21 protein-coding genes, 1 tRNA gene and 1 pseudogene are annotated in these 16,964 nt (G+C 64.1%); 11 read left to right on the top strand and 12 right to left on the bottom strand.

The window, feature by feature from the left end; genetic code table 11:
- Nucleotides 1-141: 141 nt before the first annotated feature.
- Both N8A90_RS21290 and N8A90_RS21285 read right to left on the bottom strand, forming a co-directional pair.
- Nucleotides 142-564, bottom strand: coding sequence for an SWIB/MDM2 domain-containing protein (locus tag N8A90_RS21290; RefSeq protein WP_262077107.1), 423 nt, complete (start codon nucleotides 562-564; stop codon nucleotides 142-144).
- Nucleotides 565-746: 182 nt separating this feature from the next.
- Nucleotides 747-1,625, bottom strand: a complete 879-nt coding sequence (locus tag N8A90_RS21285) for a DMT family transporter (protein WP_262077116.1) — start codon at nucleotides 1,623-1,625, stop codon at nucleotides 747-749.
- 98 nt (nucleotides 1,626-1,723) lie between these two features.
- Between N8A90_RS21285 and N8A90_RS21280 the strand changes: the two genes are divergently transcribed.
- From N8A90_RS21280 to N8A90_RS21230, 11 genes are all read left to right on the top strand, one after another.
- Nucleotides 1,724-2,116: a gamma-glutamylcyclotransferase family protein gene (locus N8A90_RS21280; RefSeq protein ID WP_262077115.1), complete on the top strand. Its 393-nt coding sequence runs from the start codon at nucleotides 1,724-1,726 to the stop codon at nucleotides 2,114-2,116.
- A gap of 237 nt (nucleotides 2,117-2,353) precedes the next feature.
- Nucleotides 2,354-3,673: an isocitrate lyase gene (gene aceA / locus N8A90_RS21275; protein WP_262077106.1), complete on the top strand. Its 1,320-nt coding sequence runs from the start codon at nucleotides 2,354-2,356 to the stop codon at nucleotides 3,671-3,673.
- Nucleotides 3,674-3,932: 259 nt separating this feature from the next.
- Nucleotides 3,933-5,840: a threonine--tRNA ligase gene (gene thrS / locus N8A90_RS21270; RefSeq protein ID WP_262077104.1), complete on the top strand. Its 1,908-nt coding sequence runs from the start codon at nucleotides 3,933-3,935 to the stop codon at nucleotides 5,838-5,840.
- A 75-nt stretch (nucleotides 5,841-5,915) separates the two neighbouring features.
- Nucleotides 5,916-6,533: a translation initiation factor IF-3 gene (gene infC, locus N8A90_RS21265; RefSeq protein WP_262077114.1), complete on the top strand. Its 618-nt coding sequence runs from the start codon at nucleotides 5,916-5,918 to the stop codon at nucleotides 6,531-6,533.
- A 137-nt stretch (nucleotides 6,534-6,670) separates the two neighbouring features.
- On the top strand, nucleotides 6,671-6,874 hold the full coding sequence (gene rpmI, locus N8A90_RS21260) for a 50S ribosomal protein L35 (protein WP_132733279.1): 204 nt from the start codon (nucleotides 6,671-6,673) through the stop codon (nucleotides 6,872-6,874).
- A 22-nt stretch (nucleotides 6,875-6,896) separates the two neighbouring features.
- A complete protein-coding gene (gene rplT / locus N8A90_RS21255) occupies nucleotides 6,897-7,256 on the top strand; it encodes a 50S ribosomal protein L20 (protein WP_262077102.1) in 360 nt (119 codons plus the stop codon).
- Nucleotides 7,257-7,368: 112 nt separating this feature from the next.
- Nucleotides 7,369-8,445, top strand: coding sequence for a phenylalanine--tRNA ligase subunit alpha (gene pheS / locus N8A90_RS21250; RefSeq protein WP_262077101.1), 1,077 nt, complete (start codon nucleotides 7,369-7,371; stop codon nucleotides 8,443-8,445).
- Nucleotides 8,446-8,483: 38 nt separating this feature from the next.
- Complete coding sequence (pheT, locus tag N8A90_RS21245) at nucleotides 8,484-10,922, top strand: phenylalanine--tRNA ligase subunit beta (protein WP_262077100.1); 2,439 nt, start codon at nucleotides 8,484-8,486, stop codon at nucleotides 10,920-10,922.
- On the top strand, nucleotides 10,919-11,308 hold the full coding sequence (locus N8A90_RS21240; protein WP_262077099.1) for an integration host factor subunit alpha: 390 nt from the start codon (nucleotides 10,919-10,921) through the stop codon (nucleotides 11,306-11,308). The genes pheT and N8A90_RS21240 overlap by 4 nt, the downstream gene beginning before the upstream one ends.
- A gap of 65 nt (nucleotides 11,309-11,373) precedes the next feature.
- Nucleotides 11,374-11,853, top strand: coding sequence for a MerR family transcriptional regulator (locus N8A90_RS21235; protein ID WP_262077098.1), 480 nt, complete (start codon nucleotides 11,374-11,376; stop codon nucleotides 11,851-11,853).
- Nucleotides 11,854-11,878: 25 nt separating this feature from the next.
- A tRNA-Pro gene (locus N8A90_RS21230) sits at nucleotides 11,879-11,955 on the top strand.
- A 119-nt stretch (nucleotides 11,956-12,074) separates the two neighbouring features.
- Here the strand turns inward: N8A90_RS21230 and xerC are convergent.
- The 10 genes and pseudogenes from xerC to N8A90_RS21180 form a co-directional block, all read right to left on the bottom strand.
- Nucleotides 12,075-12,554: pseudogene (gene xerC / locus N8A90_RS21225) on the bottom strand (tyrosine recombinase XerC); the annotation flags it as partial.
- 58 nt (nucleotides 12,555-12,612) lie between these two features.
- Entirely contained in the window at nucleotides 12,613-12,822 is a 210-nt protein-coding gene (locus N8A90_RS21220; protein WP_262077097.1) for a hypothetical protein, read from the bottom strand.
- Nucleotides 12,823-13,393: 571 nt separating this feature from the next.
- Complete coding sequence (locus tag N8A90_RS21215; protein WP_262077096.1) at nucleotides 13,394-13,684, bottom strand: hypothetical protein; 291 nt, start codon at nucleotides 13,682-13,684, stop codon at nucleotides 13,394-13,396.
- Nucleotides 13,685-13,787: 103 nt separating this feature from the next.
- Complete coding sequence (locus N8A90_RS21210; RefSeq protein ID WP_262077095.1) at nucleotides 13,788-14,021, bottom strand: hypothetical protein; 234 nt, start codon at nucleotides 14,019-14,021, stop codon at nucleotides 13,788-13,790.
- 13 nt (nucleotides 14,022-14,034) lie between these two features.
- A complete protein-coding gene (locus N8A90_RS21205) occupies nucleotides 14,035-14,343 on the bottom strand; it encodes a DUF4236 domain-containing protein (RefSeq protein ID WP_262077094.1) in 309 nt (102 codons plus the stop codon).
- A gap of 56 nt (nucleotides 14,344-14,399) precedes the next feature.
- The gene (locus tag N8A90_RS21200) at nucleotides 14,400-14,585 is read right to left on the bottom strand and encodes a hypothetical protein (RefSeq protein WP_262077093.1); all 186 of its coding nucleotides are present in this window, start codon (nucleotides 14,583-14,585) and stop codon (nucleotides 14,400-14,402) included.
- A gap of 111 nt (nucleotides 14,586-14,696) precedes the next feature.
- Nucleotides 14,697-15,143 carry a type II toxin-antitoxin system HigA family antitoxin gene (locus N8A90_RS21195; RefSeq protein ID WP_262077092.1) on the bottom strand — a complete coding sequence of 149 codons (447 nt, stop codon included), beginning with the start codon at nucleotides 15,141-15,143 and terminating at the stop codon, nucleotides 14,697-14,699.
- Nucleotides 15,131-15,412, bottom strand: coding sequence for a type II toxin-antitoxin system HigB family toxin (locus N8A90_RS21190; RefSeq protein ID WP_262077091.1), 282 nt, complete (start codon nucleotides 15,410-15,412; stop codon nucleotides 15,131-15,133). Before N8A90_RS21190 ends, N8A90_RS21195 begins: the two co-directional genes overlap by 13 nt.
- 39 nt (nucleotides 15,413-15,451) lie before the next feature.
- Nucleotides 15,452-15,622, bottom strand: a complete 171-nt coding sequence (locus N8A90_RS21185) for a hypothetical protein (RefSeq protein WP_262077090.1) — start codon at nucleotides 15,620-15,622, stop codon at nucleotides 15,452-15,454.
- Between the two features lie 57 nt (nucleotides 15,623-15,679).
- Nucleotides 15,680-16,960 (bottom strand): c-type cytochrome, encoded by a 1,281-nt coding sequence (locus tag N8A90_RS21180; protein WP_410087723.1) that lies wholly within the window; start codon nucleotides 16,958-16,960, stop codon nucleotides 15,680-15,682.
- Between the last annotated feature and the right edge of the window lie 4 nt (nucleotides 16,961-16,964).

Raw genomic sequence — 16,964 nt, 5'->3', positions numbered from 1 at the left:
TGTGCGCTTGACACTCGATTCCATGACACCTGCCCTTTCTGCAAGGTCGAGGTGTCAACGCTGGGTAGGACGGGTCACAGACGAAAAAAAAGCCGGCGGTTGCCGGCTTTTTCGATGCGGCGCACGAGGCGCCGCGGAGGCTCACTTGACGTGCTTGCCGATCAGGGCGGCGAGCTCGAACATCGAGACCTGGGCCTTGCCGAAGATTTCCTTCAGCTTGGCGTCGGCGTTGATGTTGCGCTTGTTGGCCTTGTCCTGCAGGTTGTTCTTCTTGATGTAGTCCCACAGCTTGCTCACGACGGCGGTGCGCGGCAGCGGCGTCGAGCCCACGACAGCGGCGAGTGCCGGGCTGGGGGTCAGGGCCTTCATGAACGCTGCGTTGGGCGTGCGCTTCTTGGCGGGTGCAGCCTTCTTCGCAGGTGCCTTCTTGGCCGGAGCGGCCTTCTTGGCGGGCGCAGCCTTCTTGGCCGGAGCCGCCTTCTTCGCAGGTGCTGCCGCCTTCTTGGCCGGTGCAGCCTTCTTTGCGGGAGCCTTTTTGGCCGGAGCCTTCTTTGCAGTTGCCATGGTTGATTTCCTTTTTTGGTTGGACATTTCACCAATGAAAAACTGCGTCTCCACTGGCAAGGCGGATGCTAAAGGAGAAAAAACGCGTTTCCAAGGGAAAACGGGACTTTTTCATTGGGGGCTGTTGTTTTTTCAGAGGGGAAAGCGGTGCTTTCATCGCTCTGGGCGCACGCGTTGCTTGCTCAGCGCGTCACGGGCGTCGAATTGCGTGATGGCCAGGTGGCGAGAACGACACCCGCCAGGGCCATCGCGAAGGCACCGATCTGCGGCATGCTGAGTGTTTCTCCGAGCACCACGACGCCGACGACGGCCGCGCTGACCGGCAGCATCACGGTGAACACGCCGGCCTGCGCCGCAGGCACGCGCTGCAGGCCGGTCATCCAGAGCCACACGGTCCAGATGCTCGCTGCCAGCGCGTACACGACGAGCAGCGCCCAGATGCCCGCGCTGACAGCGCCGAAATCGAAATGCAGCGCGAACCAGATGCCCAGGGGCGTCGACAGCACGAAGCCCCAGAGGTTGATGAGCGACGAGATGCGCTTGGGGCCGAGTCGTCCGGTCAGCGACTTGCCGATGACGGCATACGACGCTTCGCACAGCACGGCGCAGAACACCAGCACGTTGCCGAGCCACGGCATCGACGCGCGCGGTGCCGCGCTGTCGGCGGGCGCATGCGCGGGCGTCAGTGCCAGCAGGCCGATGCCGATGGCGGCGCAGCCGATGGCCATGCCGATGCGCCAGCCGATGCGCTCACGCAGGAAGAGCCAGCTCGCGACCGCGACCACGGCCGGAATGGACGCCATGATCACGCCGGCCGACACCGCGCTCGTCAGGCTGACGCCGAAGAGCATGCAGATCGAGAACATGAAGTTGCCGAGGAAGGATTCGAGGAAGACGAGCCCGCGCGTGCGCCGCGTCATCGGCGCTTCGTCGGCCGGGCGGCGCAGCCAGTGCGGCATGGCCAGCGCGGCGATGCCGAAGCGCAGCCAGGCCAGCAACAGCACGGGAAAGGCGGCAACGAGCGGCTTGGAGAGCGCCACGTAAGCGCCCACCAGAGACATGCTCAAGGCCAGACAGCCATAGGCGACGAGGCGGCGTGGATCGTGGACGGCGGTGCTCACTAGACTGGCGTTTCGATGCTGGAGATTGGATTTCGATGATGCCCGAACCCGAAGAAGCGACCCGCCATGTGTTCGTCTACGGCACGCTGCGCTGCGGCGAGCGCAACGACATCGCACGCTACCGGCCGCTGCCCCTGTTCGTCGGCACCGCATCGATCGACGCTTGTCTGTACGACCTTGGGGCCTACCCCGGGATCGTTCTGGGCGCGGGCGGCCGTGTGGTGGGCGAGGTCTACCGCATCACGGCTGCGGTCGAGGCCGCGCTCGACATCCTCGAAGAAGTGAAGGCCGACGGATCGGGTGAATACCGCAGGCGGGAGGTGCCGGTGGTGGTAGCCGGCCAGGCGCTGAACTGCCTGGTCTACGAGATCCATCCAGAGCGACTGTCCGGCCGGCCCGCGATCGTCGGCGGCGATTGGTGCAGGCGCTGAGCCAGCATTTCATTTCCAGAAATGCCTTTCACGATATGGGATTCGCTGATGCTGCATCGCACTATTTTTTCTCAATATGAGAAATTGTATTTTGCATTGAGAAAATAGATTGATAAGTACTTGTTTTTATTGAAGAAAATATATGTCTTATATAAGACATAAGACAAGAGTGTCGCCGTACAGTGAATGCCAAGGCGCAGCGCCTTTCCTCATTCAATCAACCGCAACGGAGTCACCATGCCGCAGACCTTCACCGAACAACTCAGCCGAGAACAGCAGATCGCCGCCCTCGAGAAAGACTGGGCCACGAACCCGCGCTGGAAGGGCATCAAGCGCGGCTACAGCGCCGCCGAGGTCGTGCGGCTGCGCGGTTCCTTCCCCATCGAGCACACCCTCGCGCGCCGCGGCGCAGAGAAGCTCTGGGACCTCGTGCACAGCGAGCCCTACGTCAACTGCCTTGGCGCACTCACCGGCGGCCAGGCCATGCAGCAGGTCAAGGCCGGCATCAAGGCGATCTACCTGTCGGGCTGGCAGGTGGCCGCAGACAACAACAGCTACGCGTCGATGTACCCCGACCAGTCGCTGTACCCGGTGGATTCGGTGCCGACCGTCGTCGAGCGGATCAACAACACCTTCCGCCGTGCCGACGAGATCCAGTGGTCGAAGGGCACCAACCCGGGCGACGCGGGCTACGTCGATTACTTCGCGCCGATCGTGGCGGACGCCGAAGCCGGCTTCGGCGGCGTGCTCAACGCCTTCGAACTGATGAAGGCGATGATCAAGGCGGGAGCCGGTGGCGTGCACTTCGAGGACCAGCTCGCATCGGTGAAGAAGTGCGGCCACATGGGCGGCAAGGTGCTGGTGCCGACGACCGAGGCCGTGCAGAAACTCATCGCCGCGCGCATGGCGGCCGACGTGTGCGGCACGCCGACCTTGGTCATCGCCCGCACCGACGCCGAGGCCGCCGACCTGATCACCAGCGACTACGACGAGAACGACAAGCCCTTCATCACCGGCGAGCGCACGGCCGAAGGCTTCTACCGCACGAAGAAGGGCATGGACCAGGCCATCAGCCGCGCCGTGGCCTACGCGCACTACGCCGACCTGGTGTGGTGCGAGACGGGCACGCCGGACCTCGAGTTCGCCCGCAAGTTCGCCGAAGCCGTGCACAAGGTGCACCCGGGCAAGCTGCTGGCCTACAACTGCTCGCCGTCGTTCAACTGGAAGAAGAACCTCGACGACGCGACCATCGCCAAGTTCCAGAAGGAACTCGGTGCCATGGGCTACAAGTACCAGTTCATCACGCTGGCCGGCATCCACTCGATGTGGTTCAACATGTTCGATCTGGCGCAGGACTACGCGCAGCGCGGCATGTCGGCCTATGTCGAGAAGGTGCAGGAACCCGAGTTCGCGGCACGCGAGCGCGGCTACACCTTCGTGTCGCACCAGCAGGAGGTCGGCACCGGCTACTTCGACGAGGTGACCACGGTGATCCAGGGCGGCAAGTCCAGCGTCACGGCGCTGACCGGTTCGACCGAGGAAGAGCAGTTCCACTGAGGTCGCGCCGCCGCCACATCCAAGCCCGGCCCGCGCCGGGCTTTTTTCGTGCTGCGGATAGAATTGCAAGCTTCTGTCTCACCCACAAGAGCGAGAAAGGCAGTCTGGTTATGACACCGCGAACTACGGCCCGTGCCACCCGCGGCGCTTCCCACGAAGGAACGCGCCGGTAATCCGCGCACGCTGGTCCGCCAGTCGTATCACCAGAACAAAGCGCGGTCCCCCGCGCTTTTTTGTTTTTCAGTCCGAGGTTTTCTCCATGATCCAGATCACGCTTCCTGACAACTCGCAGCGCGAGTATCCCGGCCCGGTGTCGGTGGCCGACGTGGCCCAATCCATCGGCCCAGGCCTCGCCAAGATGACGGTGGCCGGCAAGGTCGACGGCAAGCTCGTCGACGCCAGTGACATCATCGACCACGATGCCAGGCTGCAGATCATTACGCCGAAGGACGAGGAGGGCCTGGAGATCATTCGCCACTCCACGGCCCACCTGGTTGGCCACGCGGTCAAGCAGCTGTACCCGACGGCCAAGATGGTCATCGGGCCGGTGATCGACGAAGGCTTCTACTACGACATCTCGTACGAGCGCCCCTTCACGCCTGAAGACATGGCGGCGATCGAAGAGCGCATGAAGGTGCTGATCGCGCAGGACTACGACGTCGTCAAGAAGATGACGCCGCGTGCCGAGGTGATCGAGGTCTTCAGGTCGCGTGGCGAGGACTACAAGCTGCGCCTGGTCGAGGACATGCCCGACGAGCAGGCGATGGGCCTCTACTACCACCAGGAATACGTCGACATGTGCCGCGGCCCGCACGTGCCGAACACGCGCTTCCTGAAGGTCTTCAAGCTCACGAAGCTGGCCGGCGCCTACTGGCGCGGCGACGCCAAGAACGAGCAGCTGCAGCGCATCTACGGCACGGCCTGGGCCGACAAGAAGCAGCTCGAGCAGTACATCCAGCGCATCGAGGAAGCCGAGAAGCGCGACCATCGCAAGCTGGGCAAGGAACTCGACCTGTTCCACATCGACGAAGTGGCGCCGGGCGTGGTGTTCTGGCACCCCAAGGGCTGGGCGGTGTGGCAGGCCGTCGAGCAGTACATGCGGGCGATCTACCGCGACACGGGCTACTGGGAGGTGAAGGGGCCGCAGATCCTCGACAAGAGCCTGTGGGAGAAGACGGGCCACTGGCAGAACTACCGCGACAACATGTTCACGACGGAGTCGGAGAAGCGCGAGTACGCGCTCAAGCCGATGAACTGCCCGGGCCATGTGCTGATCTTCAAGAGCGACCTGCGCAGCTACCGCGACCTGCCGTTGCGCTACGGCGAGTTCGGCCAGTGCCACCGCAACGAGCCGAGCGGCGCGCTGCACGGCATCATGCGCGTGCGCGGCTTCACGCAGGACGATGGTCACATCTTCTGCACGGAAGACCAGATCCTGGAAGAGTGCGTCAACTACACGGCGCAGCTGCAGAAGGTGTATGCCGACTTCGGCTTCACGGACATCCTCTACAAGGTCGCCACGCGGCCGGACAACCGCGTGGGCTCTGACGAACTGTGGGACAAGGCCGAGCACGCGGTCATGGAGGCGCTGCGCCGTTCGGGGGTGGACTTCATCATCTCGCCGGGCGACGGTGCCTTCTACGGCCCCAAGATCGAATACACGCTCAAGGACGCGCTGGGCCGCCAATGGCAGTGCGGCACGATGCAGGTGGACTTCAACACGGCCGAGCGCTTGGGGGGCGAGTACGTGACGGAGACGAGCGGCCGCGCGCACCCCGTGATGCTGCATCGCGCCATCGTCGGCAGCCTCGAGCGCTTCATCGGCATGCTCATCGAACACCACTCCGGCGCGTTGCCCGCGTGGCTGGCGCCGGTGCATGTCGCGGTGCTCAATATCAGCGAGGGGCAGGCCGACTACGCCGCATCAGTGGCGAAATCGCTGCAGAATCAAGGGCTTAGAGTTCAGCTCGATCTGCACAACGAGAAGATTACGTATAAAATACGGAAGCATTCGTTGCAAAAGCTCCCGTACATCCTCGTCGTAGGCGACAAGGAGAAGGAAGCAGGTGCCGTCGCAGTGCGCGCCCGAGGCAATGTTGACCTCGGTGCCATGTCGGTAGAGGCGTTCTCGCAAAAGATCGCCGACGACATTCAACACAAGCGTTGATTTTTTCAAGAAGTCCGTTTGTGGGCGTGGGTTCGACGGTGTTAGCTACATTTTTTGTAGCAAATTGATTGAAGGATTCTGACCATCGCTACTGCATTTCGCGACCGCCGCCACCGCGAGGAACGCCAACACCGCCTGAACCGGGAAATCATGGCCCCGGAAGTCCGCCTGGTCGGCCCGGAGAACGAGCCATTGGGTGTCATGAGTATTTCCGAGGCCCTGCGTCTGGCCGGTGAGGCCGACGTGGATCTGGTCGAGGTGGTGGCTGCGGCCAATCCGCCGGTCTGCCGACTGATCGAGTACGGGAAGTTCAAGTACCACGAGCAGAAGAAGGCCGCCGAGGCGAAGTCGAAGCAGAAGGTGATCGAGGTCAAGGAAATCAAGTTCCGGCCCGGCACCGACGATGGCGACTACAACATCAAGATGCGCAACATCAAGCGCTTTCTTGAAGAGGGCGACAAATGCAAGATCACGCTGCGCTTCCGTGGCCGCGAGATCACGCACCAGGAACTGGGTCTGGCTCTGCTGCAGCGCATTCGCGATGAGCTGGGCGACACCATCCTGGTCGAGCAGTTCCCGAAGCTGGAAGGCCGGCAGATGATCATGATGATCGCGCCGGGCCGCAAGAAGGCCGGCGGGCCTGCAAAGCCCGCAGCCGATGGTGCTGCAGCACCCGCAACGGCTTCGGCCTGAGCGCGCAGAGAGAAGAGTTATTTGAAGGGATTTCGCCCACGCTGCAAGGCGGTGGCGAGATGAAGAAGTGTCTCGGGGCCAACAAGTCTGCGGAGTATCCGCAGCGCCTCACGAGCACAAATTAAAGGAGCATGAACATGCCCAAAATGAAGACTAAGAGCAGCGCGAAAAAACGTTTCCGCGTTCGTCCCGGTGGCACCGTCAAGCGCGGTCAAGCCTTCAAGCGTCACATCCTGACCAAGAAGACCACCAAGAACAAGCGCCATCTGCGCGGTGCAGTGACGGTTCACGAAACCAACATGGTTTCGATGGCCGCGATGCTGCCCGGCATGGGCATTTAATTCAGACGAACAGGAGTAACACATGCCTCGCGTCAAACGTGGTGTAACGGCTCGCGCCCGCCACAAGAAAGTTCTCGCCCTCGCCAAGGGTTTCCGCGGTCGCCGCGGCAATGTCTTCCGCGTCGCCAAACAGGCGGTGATGAAGGCAGGTCAATATGCCTACCGTGACCGCCGCACCAAGAAGCGCGTGTTCCGTCAGTTGTGGATCGCGCGTATCAACGCTGCTTCCCGCGAACTGGGCATGACCTACAGCCAGTTCGCCAACGGCATCCGCAAGGCCGGTATCGAGATCGACCGCAAGGTCCTGGCCGATATCGCCGTGCACGACAAGGCCGCTTTTGCCGGCATCGTGGAGCAGGTCAAGGCCAAGCTGGCTGCTTGATCCCGCACAGCAGGCTGCTGTCCTTCGGGGCGGCCGTCTGCGCCCACGGCACAAGGGCTGGCGCTTGAAAGAGCACCAGCCCTTTTTTTGTTTTCCCCCTCGAAGAAATGTCATGAACGAGCTGGACTCCCTGGTCGACACCGCACGGGCTGCCTTTGCCCACGCCAAGACGCCCGCCGATCTCGAGAACGCCAAGGCGCTGTTTCTCGGCAAGGCCGGCCGCATCACCGAGCTGATGAAGGGCATGGCCCAGTTGTCGGTCGATGAGAAGAAGTCGCGCGGCGCGGCGATCAATGTGGTCAAGCAGGCGATCGAGGCGGCCCTGACCGAGCGCCGCCAGCAACTGGCCGACGAAGAGCTCGCGGTGCAGCTGCGCGCCGAATCGCTCGACGTGACACTGCCGGGGCGTCGGCCCGCCGCCGGCGGTCTCCACCCGGTGAGCCGCACCCTGGAGCGCATCGAAGCGATCTTCTCGAGCATGGGTTTCGATGTGGCGGACGGCCCGGAGATCGAGAGCGACTGGCACAGCTTCACCTCGCTCAACAACCCGCCGAACCACCCGGCGCGTTCGATGCAGGACACCTTCTATGTCGACATCGACGGCGATGACGGCATTCCGTACAACCTGCGTCCGCACACCAGCCCGATGCAGGTGCGCTACGCCCACCAGCACATCAAGAAGTACGCGGCGCAGTTCGAGGCCGCTGCGAAGGACGCCAGCGGCCAGGCCAAGGCGCCCGAGATCCGCGTGATTGCCCCGGGCCGCACCTACCGCGTGGACAGCGACGCCACGCATTCGCCGATGTTCCACCAGTGCGAAGGCCTGTGGCTCGGCGAGAACGTCAGCTTCAAGGATCTGAAGGTCGTCTTCACCGACTTCTGCCGCACCTTCTTCGAGAGCGACGACCTGGTGCTGCGCTTCCGCCCCAGCTTCTTCCCCTTCACCGAGCCCAGCGCCGAGATCGACATCCAGTTTCAGAGCGGCCCGCTGGCCGGCCGCTGGCTCGAGGTCGCGGGCTCCGGCCAGGTGCACCCGAACGTGGTGCGCAACATGGGCCTCGACCCCGAGCGCTACATCGGCTTTGCCTTCGGCATGGGGCCGGACCGGCTCACGATGCTGCGCTACGGCGTGAACGATCTGCGGCTGTTCTTCGACGGCGACCTGCGCTTCCTGTCGCAGTTCCAGTGATTCCGTGCGCCCGTAAACAGACATAACGAGAACAGAAGATGCAATTCCCCGAGTCCTGGTTGCGCGAGTTCTGCAACCCGCCGCTGTCCAGCGCCCAACTGGCCGAGACGCTCACCATGGGCGGTTTCGAGGTCGAAGAGAGCCGCCCCGCTGCACCGCCTTTCAGCCACATCGTCGTCGGCGAGATCAAGGAAGCCGTGCAGCACCCCAACGCCGATCGCCTGCGCGTGTGCCAAGTCGACGTGGGGCAGGGTGCCTTGCTCAACATCGTGTGCGGCGCGCCCAACGCGCGCGTCGGCATCAAGGTGCCGTGTGCGCTGGTCGGTGCCGAATTGCCGCCCGGCGACGATGGCAAGCCCTTCCTCATCAAGCTCGGCAAGCTGCGCGGCGTCGAGAGCCAGGGCATGCTGTGCTCGGCCAGCGAACTCAAACTGAGCGAAGACCATGGCGGCCTGCTCGAGCTGTCGGCGGATGCACCCCTTGGCGCCGATGTGCGCGACGTGCTGCAGCTCGACGACACGCTGCTCACGCTCAAGCTGACACCGAACCTGGCGCACGGCCTGTCGGTCTACGGCATCGCGCGCGAACTGTCGGCTCTCACCGGCGCGCCGCTCAAGACGCCGACGATCCCGCCCGTTGTGCCCAAGCTCGCCGACACGCTGCCGGTGAAGGTGCTGGCGCCTGAGCTCTGCGGCCGCTTTTCCGGCCGCATCGTGCGCGGCGTGACCACCACGGCGAAGACGCCGGCCTGGATGGTCGACCGGCTCGCGCGCTGCGGCCAGCGGAGCGTCACGCCGCTGGTCGACATCTCGAACTACGTGATGTTCGAGTACGGCCAGCCCTCGCACATCTTCGACCTCGACAAGATCCACGGCGGCCTCACGGTGCGCTGGGGCCAGGCCGGCGAACAGCTCAAGCTGCTCAACGGCAACACCGTGACCGTCGACGAGAAGGTCGGGGTCATCGCCGATGAGCAGGCGGTCGAATCGCTCGCCGGCATCATGGGCGGCGACGCGACCGCCGTGTCGGACGACACGAAGAACATCTACGTCGAGGCGGCCTTCTGGTGGCCCGAAGCGATCCAGGGCCGCTCGCGTCGCTTCAATTTCTCGACCGATGCCGGCCACCGCTACGAACGCGGCGTGGACCCGAGCCGCACGGTGCAGATCATCGAGCGCATCACGCAGCTCGTGATCGACATCTGCGGCGGCGAGGCCGGACCGATCGACGACCAGACACTGCGCCTGCCCGAAGCCAGGCCGGTGACGCTGCGCGTCGCCCGCGCGGCCCGCGTGATCGGCATGCCCGTCACGCAGGCGCAGTGCGTCGACGCGCTGCGTCGGCTCGGCTTGCCGATCGAGGAGGGCGAGGGCACGGTCATCGTCACGCCCGCGCCGCACCGCTTCGACCTGCTGATCGAGGAAGACCTGATCGAAGAAGTCGCGCGCCTCATCGGCTACAACAACCTGCCGACCACCGCCCCGCTCGCGCCGATCACTGCACGCGTGCGGCCGGAAGCGCAACGCAGCCGTTTCGCGGTGCGCCATCGCGTCGCCGCGCTGGGTTACCAGGAAACCATCAACTTCAGCTTCGTCGAAGCGCACTGGGAGCAGGACCTCGCTGGCAATGCGAACCCGGTGAAGCTGCTGAACCCCATCGCCAGCCAGATGAGCGTGATGCGTTCCTCGCTGATCGGCTCGCTGTTGCAGGTGCTCAAGTTCAACCTCGACCGCAAGGCGCCGCGCGTGCGCGTGTTCGAGGCGGGCCGCGTGTTCCTGCGCGACGACACGGTCGAGACCACCGACAGCACCGTCAAGGGCATCTCGCAGCCGATGCGCCTGGCCGGCCTGGCCTGGGGTGACGCCGAGGCGGCGCGCTGGGACGGCAAGCCGCAGCGCGTCGACTTCTACGACGTGACGGGCGATGTCGAGGCGCTGCTCGCACCGCGCGTGCCCAGCTTCGAGGTCGCCGAGCATCCGGCGTTGCACCCGGGTCGTTCGGCCCGCGTGTTGGTCGATGGTCGCGTCATCGGCGTGGTCGGCGAACTGCATCCGCGCTGGCGCCAGAAATGGGACTTCGCGCACGCACCGATCGTGTTCGAGCTCGACCTCGAGGCGTTGGCCGAACGGCCGGTGCCGGTCGCGAAGTCGGTGCCGAAGTTCCAGGCGGTCGAGCGCGACATCGCGGTCGTCGTGGCCGAAAGCGTCACGCACGGCGCGTTGATGCAGGCCATTGGGTCGGCGTCGACTGGCGGCCTGCTGCGCGATGCGGTGCTGTTCGACATCTACCGGCCGCAGCCTGCGCGCGACGGCACGGTTGCCGCGACCGGCGGCCTGGCCGCGGGCGAGAAGAGCATGGCCGTCCGGCTGAGCTTCCAGGGCGATGGCGCCACGCTCACCGACGAGCAGGTCGACCCCGCCGTGCGCGCGATCGTCGACCGACTGGCTGCCGACTTCGGCGCGCGCCTCAGGGGATGAACGTTATGGATTTCACGCTCGAAGCCCTCGAAACGCCCGCGCTCACCAAGGCGCACCTGGCCGAACTGCTGTTCGAGCAGATCGGCCTGAACAAGCGCGAGTCCAAGGACATGGTCGAAGCCTTCTTCGAACTGGTGTCCACGAGCCTCATCGAAGGCACCGACGTCAAGATCTCCGGCTTCGGCAATTTCCAGATCCGCGTGAAGGCTCCGCGCCCCGGGCGCAACCCGCGCACCGGCGAAGCGATCCCGATCGGAGCGCGTCGCGTTGCGACCTTCCATGCCAGCGCCAAGCTCAAGGAGCAGATCCAGGGCGGCATGGCCGACGAGGCAGAAAGCAGCGAAGACGCCACCGATGCGACCGCATGGCGCGTGGGTGCGGAATAAGTGCTTGTTGCGTCGGGTGCGCGTGGAGTAACCTCTAAGGTTTCGCGCGCACGATCTTGATTTCAATGGAGAAAACGCTCCCCCCGATTCCCGTCAAACGCTACTTCACCATCGGTGAGGTCGCCGAGTTGTGCGGGGTGAAGCCGCATGTGCTTCGTTATTGGGAGCAGGAGTTCACGCAGCTGCGTCCGATGAAGCGGCGCGGCAACCGGCGCTACTACCAGCACCACGAGGTGCTCATGATCCGCCGCATCCGCGATCTGCTCTATGACCAGGGCTTCACGATCAGCGGCGCACGCAACAAGCTGCAGGAGTTCAACCAGTCCGAACGCGACCGCCGCAAGGCGGGCGGGCCGAACGGGGGGGGTGAGGTGCTGGTCGACGGCGTCGAGGCCACGGACATCGATCCCGAAGAGTGGGAAGCGGCGACCCAGGGGGCTACGGCTGCCGTACAGCCGATCGTGACAACGATCGATGCCGCCCCCTGGCGGCAACTGCGCCGCGAGTTGTTCGAAATTCGCGAGCTGCTGGTCACGGGACACTGATTCGGCCGGCTATAATTGCGGGCTTCGGTGTGTGGCGCAGCCTGGTAGCGCACTTGCATGGGGTGCAAGGGGTCGAAGGTTCGAATCCTTTCACACCGACCAAAATTGCTAGATAGATCAACGGGTCAGAGCCAAAAGCTCTGACCCGTTTTTCATTGGCTTTGACAAATGGACGGGGTTCCTGACAAACCTGCGTCCATCGGCCGAGTTTTCGGCCGATCTCACGCCACGTTCCGTCCCCCTCTCGCCGACGGCAAGGGGGTCGAGGCCGGGACCTTTCGGCGGTAGACCTTCCGCGTTACCTTCACGTCCTCATGATGCAGCAGCTCCTGCGCTGCCACGTCCGACGATGCATCGGAGGCGGCCTTCGCGCGCATGTCGTGGAAGGTGATCTCCCGGGCCTTGAGGCCCAGTTTCGTCCGCACCGCGCGCCAGAGGCTCTTGAACGCCTCCTTGCCGTATGGGTTGCCCTGCTTCGTGATGAACAGGTAGTCCGCCGGCAGGCACACGGCGCCGCCGCGGTTCTTCTTGCGCAGCTCGAGCGCGCGCTGCAGCGTCGCTTTCAGGTCCGGCGTCATCGTGTAGCTCTTGGCCTCGTGGCCCTTGCCGTTGCGTTTCTTCGTCACCCGCAGCGTGATCTGGTCGTCGTCGAAGTCGCCGATTCGGATGTCGAAGATCATCCCTTCGCGCGCGCCGGTCTGCGTGCTGACCCGAGCGCGCCGCTGATGGTGGAGATCGTGCCCCCTCCGCGTTACTGGTTCACCGGTTCGCCAGCGATATCAGCGAGAGCACCAGGGCAAGCACCAGGCCCACGACGAGGGCGGCTTCAGCCCACACTCGGTCACCCCTGCGCGGGCTCGGTTCGTAGGTGCGGACGCGCGCCGCGGGTCGTGCTTCTCTCTGCGGCTTGTCGATCCACCAGCCGAAGTTGGTATCCCAGTCCTTCTCTTGCGGTGATGGCGAACTCATGTAACCAAGTTTAGCTACGCCGCTGACATTTGGTTAACCAAAGTATTCATTATTGCGAGGCGTGAGCAGTAGTTCACATGCGGGCGCGCACTGCGGTGGTACTGGACTTCGATTCGATCGGCCCGTCCACAGCGAATGACGGTCGTTACGACGCTTATCGTGCGGTCAAGGCGTCGACGGCTGCCTTACATTCACGCAGGTGCCTGCAGGCCTGATTGAGTTCTGCGATGACCCCTGGCGCGCCGTGCTCCAGCGCCGACAACTGAACCGCGTATGCGTCGGACGCCTGGTGCCACTTGGCTACAGCCAGCGTGAGATTTCCTGATGGGATTTGCATAGATTTCTCCCGGCGCCGAAGCGTCGATTGAGAGTGCACCTCTGCGGGTGGTTGCCTTTCCCCCTATGAAACACCTTGGGCGCAACCTCATGCCGAGCCGCAAGGAAGCAGGCCAACGCCACGTAGTCTCACGCGCTGGAAGTTGTCTCAATCGGCGGCGGGGCGCCGTCAGTTCCGGCGCCCAAGAAAAAGCCCGCACTCGGCGGGCTCGGCGGGGGGCGAGATGTGGGTGCGCTAGGGCTTGGGCGTCGTCGCCGGCGCGGAGGGGGTCTGGGTGGGTGGCAACTGGATCACGATTGGCGCAGCGCTGCCAGCAGCAGGCGCGGGCTTAAGCGCGTTGCTCATGGCCAGGAACATGCCGCCGAAGCCAATGAAGAGCCCGATCACGGTGGCGATCATCCACTTATGCGTCTCCCCGACAGCGCGCTGAATGTCGCCGCGCACGTCGGAAATGTCCGCCCTGGTTGCCAAGGTCGGAACTACCGTGTCTAGTCGCGCTTCAAGCGCACTGAGGCGAGCTTCCATTGGGCCATTATCGTGCTCCTCCGTAGCTGGCGGGTCAAAAGGGCCTTTTGGTGGTCCTCCTGGCGAGCGGCTTTCCTCGATTTGTTTGAGGAAACTCGATACGTCAAGCATCGATAGACCTCACTTCATCGATCAGCAACTTCACGAGCTGCGCCGATAGTGGGTGGCCCTTTCCGATCGCGGAATCGCTGTTGGCCAAAATTCGATCTACAAGCGAATCGAAATTCAGCTGCCCTTTGGACAGTTTGATCTCAACCAAAAGCTCTCGAAGAATCATGATCGACGCCACAGGCACAACTGTGAGTGCGTTCTGCGGGTCTGGGGGTTTATCTGCCATCAGGAGTCCTAGTTCAGCGGGAGACGAGCACAGCGATGATGACCACGGCGACCATCAAACCGATGATACCGATGGGACCGAGGCCCTTCACCAACCCAGCAAAGAAGCCTCCCACCGCGTAGCCTCGTCGCCCAGGGCGCTCTCGAGTCTCGGTTGAGTAGGAAAGCCCGCTGCCCGGCAGGCCGACGGTGGTTTTCACTTTACCCTTGCGCAGGTTGACGGTGGCGCCCGGCCGCCCGATCGATGTGCTCACGCCTGACTTGCTGAGGTTGACCCGCACGCCAGGCAGGATCTTGATGCGCTTCTGAAAACGGAATGCCATGCTCGTCTCCTGGATTGGCGAAAGCGGGCCGATTTCCTAGCTCTTGCGGCAGTCCGCTACGATTTCGTGCGGTGTCGCTCTTCATTCGCGACGCGGTCGAGGCCTTGAACGACCGATCGATAGGCCTCCTCAAATGCCGAAGCCATCCATGCTTGATCGACGAGCGTCCCCGGTGGCGCCCGCTCTATGAGCGCTGCGGTCAGGATCGCAGCTGGGGAGAAAAACTCGCTGTTGATCATCATCTTGCTGGCTCCTCGATTGAAAGATTGCCTGTGTGGCGCTCGCCGCCGTTCGGCGTAGGTCTTGAACCGGTGGCTCTCGTCGAGACCCACTGTACGTTTTTGCCGTGCCGATCAGGAGCGGAGAGTCACATCTTCAACAAACACTGCGACAGGAACGGCAAACCGCCCTGCGAGAGCACGCATCTGACGCAGGTTTAGCTCGCGCTTTCCGTTTAGGACCTCCGAGACGACCCCCTGCGATCCAAGTTCGTCCGCGAGATCGGTTTGCTTCAGTCCATGCTGATCCATGAGGAAGCGAAGCATCTCGCTCGGAGCGACATCCTTGCCGGGATAGTGCACCTCGTCATAGTCGCCGATTAGTTCCCCCAGCGTCGCCGCGAGGTCCGCCAGCGGGTGCGATTCATCCGCGGCACCAGCATCCAAGAGGGCATTCAAGGAGGCGACAGCCGCGTCGTATTCGCCCTCTGACCGGACGGGACGCAGGGGAACGTGCTTCGAGATGGCGGCGAAGTGGCCTGCCAGTTCGTCAGCAGCTTGGCGGTCGATTACGGCTTCCATTTGTCGTACTCCTTGTGGGTGAAGACGTGCCGGATGAACAGCATCTGACGGTCGAAGTGGATGGCCGAGATCACGCGGTACTTGTTCCCGCCGATATCGAACACGTAGTAGTCACCCACTTTATCGGTCGCGTTGAAGCTGTTCTTCAGCTCTGCGTAGTTCGAGAAAGCACCTGTCTCGATGATCTTGCGCCAGGCTTGCAAGGGCGCATCCGCCTCGACGTGCTTGGCTGCAAACTCGGTCAAGGCCTTGTTTGAGATGAGGCGCATGATCAAAGCATATCTCAATTTGAGATATTGTGCTTGTCGCTACTCCCTAAAGAACCGTTCGATGTCCGCGATCGTCTGCTCGACGACGCTAGGGTCGTCTGGATGCTCGACCAGTTCCACCAGGAGGTTGCCGAGGTTCTTGCGCAGCGTGGGCCGCTGCTGAGCGGCAAAGGCCGCCAGGAACTCGACCGCCCCGCGCACAGAGGCCACGTCGGGCGCCGAGGTCGACCGACCGGCTTTTTTTGGCCGTTCCGACGTCGGATGCCCTCAGCGCCGCATCGTGTCCCGCGCCGTCACTGCCGGCGCGTCGTTGCCCCACGCGCTGCGCACGTAGGTCAGCACGTCGGCGATCTCGTTGTCGTCGAGCACGTGGCCGAAGGGCGGCATGCCGAAGGGCCGCGGGTTGCCGGCGGTCGATGGCAGGAAGCCGCCCTGGCGCACCATCTGGATCAGGTTGACCGGCGTCTCCAGGTTCACCGCGCGGTTGCCGGTGAGCGGCGGGTAGGCGCCGGCCGCGCCCTGGCCCGTGTCGCCGTGGCAGTAGGCGCAGCGCTGGTCGTAGATGCGGGCGCCGCGCTCCAGGGTGCCGGCATCGCGGCGTGGCGGCTGGGTTGGGGTGTCCGCCGGGGCCGGTGTGCTGCCCGGTAGCTTCTTCAGGTACACGGCCATCGCCGTGAGGTCGGCGTCGTTCAGGTGCTGCGTGCTGCGGAACACCACGTCGGCCATCGGCCCCGACACCGAGGCGCCGGGTGCCGCGCCGTCTCTCAGCAGCGCCACGATGTGGCGGGTGTCCCAGTCGGCCACCGAGGCTTCGCGCTTCGAGGTGAGCGATGGCGCATACCAGTTCTCGCCGGCGATCAGGCCGCCCGAGAGGCCGCGCTTGTCCTGCGTGGCGCCCAGCACGTTGCGGGCACCGTGGCAGGCGATGCAGTGGCCCAGGCCTTCGACCAGGTAGGCGCCGCGGTTCCATTCGCTCGATTGCGCCTCGTCGGCGACGAAGGTGGCGGGCGTGAACGAGAGGGCGCGCCACACGGCCAGCGCGGCCTGCGTGTCGTAGGGGAAGCGCAGGCGATGCGGCGTGTTCGGCGTCGCCGCGGCCGGCACGCTGCGCAGGTAGGCGTAGAGCGCGTCGGAATCCTCGCGCGTGATGCGTGTGAAGCTCGGGTAGGGGAAGGCCGGGTAGAGCAGGCGGCCGTCCTTCGAGCGACCGTTGTGCATCGCGCGCCAGAAGTGCGCGGCGCTCCAGCTGCCGATGCCGTGTGCACGGTCCGGCGTGAGATTGCTCGCGTACACGGTGCCGAAGGGCGTGCCGATGCCCAGGCCGCCGGCATAGGGCGCACCGCCGCGCACGGTGTGGCAGCCCGCGCAGTTGCCGGCGAGCGCGAGGTAGCGGCCGCGTTCGATCTGCATCGGCGTGGCGTTGAAGGGCGCATCCGCATCCGGCGGCAGCGGGGCTTCGTCGCGCAGGTTGAGCGCGACCACCGCGGCCGCGCCGATCAGCAGCACGGCGATCAGGCCGATGAGGATGAAGGCGAGGCGTCGACGCATCGTC

Source organism: Variovorax sp. N23, from assembly GCF_025486315.1.
GTDB lineage: Bacteria > Pseudomonadota > Gammaproteobacteria > Burkholderiales > Burkholderiaceae_C > Variovorax.
This window is presented reverse-complemented; position numbering and strand designations above follow the sequence as displayed.

Excerpts from the sequence above, each read along its gene's own strand:
- N8A90_RS21290 (WP_262077107.1), bottom strand. The coding sequence starts at position 564 with ATGGCAACTGCAAAGAAGGCTCCGGCCAAAAAGGCTCCCGCAAAGAAG.
- N8A90_RS21285 (WP_262077116.1), bottom strand. The coding sequence starts at position 1,625 with ATGTCTCTGGTGGGCGCTTACGTGGCGCTCTCCAAGCCGCTCGTTGCC.
- N8A90_RS21280 (WP_262077115.1), top strand. The coding sequence starts at position 1,724 with ATGCCCGAACCCGAAGAAGCGACCCGCCATGTGTTCGTCTACGGCACG.
- aceA (WP_262077106.1), top strand. The coding sequence starts at position 2,354 with ATGCCGCAGACCTTCACCGAACAACTCAGCCGAGAACAGCAGATCGCC.
- thrS (WP_262077104.1), top strand. The coding sequence starts at position 3,933 with ATGATCCAGATCACGCTTCCTGACAACTCGCAGCGCGAGTATCCCGGC.
- rpmI (WP_132733279.1), top strand. The coding sequence starts at position 6,671 with ATGCCCAAAATGAAGACTAAGAGCAGCGCGAAAAAACGTTTCCGCGTT.
- rplT (WP_262077102.1), top strand. The coding sequence starts at position 6,897 with ATGCCTCGCGTCAAACGTGGTGTAACGGCTCGCGCCCGCCACAAGAAA.
- pheS (WP_262077101.1), top strand. The coding sequence starts at position 7,369 with ATGAACGAGCTGGACTCCCTGGTCGACACCGCACGGGCTGCCTTTGCC.
- pheT (WP_262077100.1), top strand. The coding sequence starts at position 8,484 with ATGCAATTCCCCGAGTCCTGGTTGCGCGAGTTCTGCAACCCGCCGCTG.
- N8A90_RS21240 (WP_262077099.1), top strand. The coding sequence starts at position 10,919 with ATGAACGTTATGGATTTCACGCTCGAAGCCCTCGAAACGCCCGCGCTC.
- N8A90_RS21235 (WP_262077098.1), top strand. The coding sequence starts at position 11,374 with ATGGAGAAAACGCTCCCCCCGATTCCCGTCAAACGCTACTTCACCATC.
- N8A90_RS21220 (WP_262077097.1), bottom strand. The coding sequence starts at position 12,822 with ATGAGTTCGCCATCACCGCAAGAGAAGGACTGGGATACCAACTTCGGC.
- N8A90_RS21215 (WP_262077096.1), bottom strand. The coding sequence starts at position 13,684 with ATGGAAGCTCGCCTCAGTGCGCTTGAAGCGCGACTAGACACGGTAGTT.
- N8A90_RS21210 (WP_262077095.1), bottom strand. The coding sequence starts at position 14,021 with ATGGCAGATAAACCCCCAGACCCGCAGAACGCACTCACAGTTGTGCCT.
- N8A90_RS21205 (WP_262077094.1), bottom strand. The coding sequence starts at position 14,343 with ATGGCATTCCGTTTTCAGAAGCGCATCAAGATCCTGCCTGGCGTGCGG.
- N8A90_RS21200 (WP_262077093.1), bottom strand. The coding sequence starts at position 14,585 with ATGATGATCAACAGCGAGTTTTTCTCCCCAGCTGCGATCCTGACCGCA.
- N8A90_RS21195 (WP_262077092.1), bottom strand. The coding sequence starts at position 15,143 with ATGGAAGCCGTAATCGACCGCCAAGCTGCTGACGAACTGGCAGGCCAC.
- N8A90_RS21190 (WP_262077091.1), bottom strand. The coding sequence starts at position 15,412 with ATGCGCCTCATCTCAAACAAGGCCTTGACCGAGTTTGCAGCCAAGCAC.
- N8A90_RS21180 (WP_410087723.1), bottom strand. The coding sequence starts at position 16,960 with ATGCGTCGACGCCTCGCCTTCATCCTCATCGGCCTGATCGCCGTGCTG.